This window comes from Mesorhizobium sp. M7A.F.Ca.ET.027.02.1.1 (assembly GCF_004022985.1).
Classification (GTDB): domain Bacteria; phylum Pseudomonadota; class Alphaproteobacteria; order Rhizobiales; family Rhizobiaceae; genus Mesorhizobium.
Map to the genome: position 1 here is coordinate 1 of NZ_RZOL01000433.1, position 4797 is coordinate 4797.

Consider the following 4797-nt stretch of genomic DNA (forward strand, 5'->3'; position numbering starts at 1 on the left):
GCCTCGCACTACGCGCCGGGTGCCGCGATGCGGCTCAATGCCGGCGCGGTCGGCGAGGGCGAGGCTTTGCTCGGCTTCGGCGGTCAGAGGGCACAAGGCTGGCGCCGCGCCGAAGCCTTCCTCAATTTGTCCGAAACCGGGGACCTGCGCGAAGCGGCGAGCAATCTGTTCGCCTATATGCAGGAACTCGACCGCAGCGGCGCGCGGACCATCGCCGTCGAGCGTATTCCCTTCGACGGGCTCGGTGAAGCCATCAACGATCGGCTGTCGCGTGCCGCCGCCCCTCGTGACATCACGCAGCCCACACCATAGTTTTCCCCCATGACCGAAATCACAGAGACACTCGATCCCGCTCTCATCGATCGCTTCGCGGCGATCGTCGGCGACAAATATGCACTGCGCGACGAGCGTGATATCGCGCCTTACCTCATTGAGCGGCGCGGGCTCTGGCACGGCGCGACATCGCTGGTGCTGCGGCCGGGCAGCGTCGACGAAGTCAGCCGGATCATGCGGCTGGCGACGGAGACGGGAACGCCGATCGTGCCGCAAAGCGGCAACACCGGGCTGGTCGGCGCGCAGGTGCCGGACAGGTCCGGGCGCGAAATCGTCCTGTCGCTGTCGCGGCTCAACCGCATCCGCGAGATCGACGTCCTGTCCAACACCGTGACGGTCGAGGCCGGCGTCATCCTGCAGACGCTGCAGGAGGCAGCCGACGCCGCCGACCGGCTGTTCCCGCTGTCGCTGGCCGCGCAGGGCTCCTGCCAGATCGGCGGCAATCTTTCCTCCAATGCCGGCGGCACCGGCGTGCTTGCCTATGGCAATGCGCGCGAACTCTGTCTCGGTGTCGAGGTGGTGCTGCCGACCGGCGAGGTGTTCGACGATCTGCGCAAGCTGAAGAAGGACAACACCGGCTACGATCTGAAAAACCTGTTCGTCGGTGCCGAAGGCACGCTCGGCGTCATCACCGCCGCCGTGCTCAAGCTGTTCCCGAAGCCGAAGGGGCGCGAAGTCGCCTTCGCCGGCCTGTCGTCGCCCGAGGCCGCACTTTCGCTGTTCAGCCTGGCCATGGACCGTGCCGGGGCAGCACTCACCGCTTTCGAACTGATCGGCAGACGGCCATATGATTTCACGCTGGCGCATGCCCAGGGCGTGGTGCGGCCGCTGATCGAGGACTGGCCGTGGTATGTGCTGATGCAGATTTCATCAGGCCGTTCGTCGGAGGATTCGCGGGCGTTGATCGAGGACGTGCTCTCGGCCGGCCTTGAACAGGAATTCGTCGGCGACGCCGTCATTGCGGCGAGCCTCGGGCAGGGGGATGCCTTCTGGAATTTCCGCGAGCTGCTGCCCGAGGCGCAGAAGCCGGAAGGCGCCTCGATTAAGCACGACATTTCGGTGCCTATTGCATCGATCCCGCGCTTCATCGAAGAAGCCGCCGGCGCCGTGGCGTCGGTAAGTGCAGGCGCCCGCGTGGTCTGCTTCGGTCATATGGGCGACGGCAATCTCCACTACAACATTTCGCGGCCAGTCGACGGCGACGATGAGGCGTTCCTCGCTCTCTATCACCCCATGAACAAGGCGGTGCACGGTGTGGTGCGCAGCCTGCACGGTTCGATCTCGGCCGAGCATGGCATCGGCCAGTTGAAGCGCGACGAACTGATCGCCACCGCGCCGCCAATGGCGATCGATCTGATGCGAAGGGTGAAGGCCGCTTTCGACCCGGCCGGCATCATGAATCCGGGTAAGGTTATCTGAACCTTTCGACAAGTTGCGGCTGGTGGGATTCCGATAACCATCCCTGAGATCAGCAAAATTTAACCGACTTTCTTAAGCGGGGCGGTAAGGAGCCCGCGCTACTGTCTCAATACAAACGAGGCTGGAAAAACCGGCCCGGAGAGAACCGGACACCGGCTCTCAGGAGACAGACAGGAAGGCCACTCTATGAACACCGGACTGAAGCCAGTCTGGGCGGGACGCAACATGCGTCTCGACCCATTTCGCCTGCCGCAAGTGGTGAGCTACGCGACTCGCGACGACTACGGCGATGTAACCTTCACCATCGACCAGCGCGGCGCCGTGATCCGCCGCTTGCTCGAGATGAGCGGCCTGCCCGCGATCATCGTTCTGCCCTCCAATGCGTTCCGCGGCGTTGCCGCCCGCGCCATGGAAGACCCGGACGGCAATGTCACGGTGACCCTGGAACTCCTGCACAACGACCCGATGCTGTCGGTGCCGCTGCTGGTGGCCGACGATCTCGACGATGTCGCAGCCGACTGGCGCGCCTGGGCCGACGCTTACCGTCTGCCGATGCTGCTGATCGAATCGGACGGCGTTGCCCGCACCCTGGAAGAATCGCTCGGCGCCGCCATCAAGACGCTGCCGCCGCAGGACCGGCGCAAGGGGCGGATTTCGAACACGCGCCGCCCGCGTTTCCTCGCTCGCCGCAGGGCCGGCGCCCTCGGTCTCAGGCTGGTCATCGACGGCCAGGAGATTATTTCGAGGGATTAGCCTTCTTCTCCCCGTCACTATACGGGGAGAAGTGCCCCGCAGAGCGATGGGGGGCAGCGCCGACCTAAGTGTTCGGCCACGACTTTAAGACTTAGTTGGGTATGCGTTGTGTCGCCGATGAATCTCTTGCCTCCCCTCCAAGGTCGGCGCTGCCCCTCATCCGGCTGCCGCCACCTTCTCCCCGTATAGTGACGGGGAGAAGGAAGACTAAACCAGCGGCTTCAGCGCCACCCACACAGCGCCGCCGATCAGACCAAGGAAGATCAGCCAGCCGACCTGGTTGTTCGACCTGAACAGCCGCAGGCATTGGTCCGGATTGTCGATGTCCAACACGGCGATCTGTCGGGCCATATGGGCGCCGGCGGCGATCAGTCCGGCCAGCGCCACCACCGGCGCTTGCGCCGACGCGAAGGCGATGGCGAAGCAGATCAGCGCGCCGCCGTAAAGCCCGGCCAGCCACGATTTGGTGTTATCGCCAAACAGGCGTGCCGTCGAGCGCACGCCGACAATGGCGTCATCTTCCTTGTCCTGATGTGCGTAGATCGTGTCGTAGCCGATCACCCACAGGATCGAGCCGATATAAAGCATGATGGCAGGCCCATCGAGATCGCCGAACTCGACCGCCCATCCCATCAGCGCGCCCCAGGAAAAGGCAAGGCCAAGCACCAGTTGCGGCCAGTTGGTTATCCGCTTCATGAATGGATAGATGGCGATGACCGCCAGTGAGCAGATGCCGAGCAGGACGGCGAAGCTGTTGAACTGGATGAGCACGACGAGGCCGACCAGGGCCTGCAGGACGAGAAACAGCCATGCCCGCCGGCGCGTCGCCTTGCCCGACGGCAACGGTCGCGAGCGCGTGCGCTCCACCTGGCTGTCGATGTCCTCGTCGACGAGGTCGTTGTAGGTGCAGCCGGCGCCGCGCATGGCTATGGCCCCGACCAGGAACAGCAGGAGATACACTGGTGCCGGCAGCAGTGAGAGCAGCGGGTCGCCCGGACGCGGATAGGCGCTTGCCGCCAAGGCCGCCGACCACCAGCACGGCCACAGCAGCAACTGCCAGCCGATCGGCCTGTCCCATCGAGCAAGCTGCGCATAGGGCCAAATCGAGTGCGGCAGCACGCGGTAGACCCAATGGCCGTTCGGCGCATCGGCGACACGGCCCTGGGCCGCTTTCGACTGGATATTTTCCATGTCCATGGAGTGGCAGCAGCGGCAGAAACCGTCAAGCGGCAAGCGGGAGAGTGGTGCCCGTCAGCCTTTCACGAGGCAAAGATGTCGCGGGTAGCGAACCAGTCCCTGGCCACCTCGACGAAGGCCAGCGCTGCATTCGACACACGCTGATGCGTGTCATAGGTCAGCAGGATCCGCTGCATGGGCAGCGGATCGGACAGCGGCTTGCAGATGAGCGGCAGGCCGTCATAGCTGCGGTCGCCGTGCGGGCGGGTATAGCTGACCGCGACGCCGAAGCCGTTGGCGACCATGCTACGCTGCAGTTCGAACGAGCTTGTCGTCATATCGGCCACCGGCGAAAGGCCGCGGCTGCGGAACAGGTCGAGCATGTGCTGCCAGCTGTGCGGCTGGTCCGTCGTGATCAGCGGATAGGCGGCCAGATCGGCAAGGCTGACCGTTGGCCGGTCCGCCAGGGCATGGCCTGCCGGCAACAGCGCGTGCGGGCGAAGTTCGCGCAGCAGGATGCGGGCGAAATGCGTCGGCAGGCTGAGATCATAAGTCAGGCCGAGATCGATGGCCGCATCACCCAGCCGTCGTCCCAGCGTCTCGAACGTCTCGTCGCGAACGACGACCTTGACGGCTGGATAGCGTTCGGAGAAGGCGCGGAGCAGGGCCGGCGCGAAGAACGGCGCCAGGTCCTCGAAGCATCCCAGCACGAGTTCCCCGCTGACAGCCGATTTGCTTGAACCCAGGCCGACGAGTTCTTCCGTTTCGGTGAGAACCTGTCTTGCCTTGGCCACGACGGCGCGGCCGAACGATGTCGGCGACACGCCGCTTCCGCGCGGACGAACAGCTTCTGGCCGAAATTCTTTTCGACCGCGTCGATCGCCACCGAAATCGACGGCTGAGAGACGTTCAGCATCTTTGCCGCGCCGGTGACGCTGCCGTGACGCGCCACGGCAACCAGGTAGCGCAGCTGCGTGAGAGTCACACTCATAGAGGCACTCTATATGTCGGATCGAAAGTTATTATTTTACCGAATGAAGAGGTGTTGCGATAGTGGCTTCATTCCAGAGGAGAACGCCATGGCTTCCCAGACTGCCACCATCGACGCCACCATGA

The 4797-nt window shown here is 64.2% G+C and carries 4 protein-coding genes and 1 pseudogene; 3 read left to right on the top strand and 2 right to left on the bottom strand.

Translation table 11 applies throughout. The features are described from left to right. The 3 genes from EN749_RS30515 to EN749_RS30525 all read left to right on the top strand — a co-directional run. A partial coding sequence (locus tag EN749_RS30515; protein WP_281061932.1) for a Sua5 family C-terminal domain-containing protein occupies positions 1-312 on the top strand: 312 nt, incomplete at its 5' end. A gap of 9 nt (positions 313-321) precedes the next feature. Continuing rightward, positions 322-1752, top strand: a complete 1431-nt coding sequence (locus EN749_RS30520; RefSeq protein ID WP_127811015.1) for an FAD-binding oxidoreductase — start codon at positions 322-324, stop codon at positions 1750-1752. A 186-nt stretch (positions 1753-1938) separates the two neighbouring features. Then, positions 1939-2505, top strand: coding sequence for a DUF6101 family protein (locus tag EN749_RS30525; RefSeq protein WP_127328402.1), 567 nt, complete (start codon positions 1939-1941; stop codon positions 2503-2505). Between the two features lie 207 nt (positions 2506-2712). On the opposite strand, the gene ubiA is transcribed toward EN749_RS30525, so the two are convergent. Both ubiA and EN749_RS30535 read right to left on the bottom strand, forming a co-directional pair. Continuing rightward, a complete protein-coding gene (gene ubiA, locus EN749_RS30530; RefSeq protein WP_164874018.1) occupies positions 2713-3696 on the bottom strand; it encodes a 4-hydroxybenzoate octaprenyltransferase in 984 nt (327 codons plus the stop codon). 68 nt (positions 3697-3764) lie between these two features. Continuing rightward, positions 3765-4672 (bottom strand): annotated as a pseudogene (locus tag EN749_RS30535) (LysR family transcriptional regulator). Positions 4673-4797 lie beyond the last annotated feature (125 nt).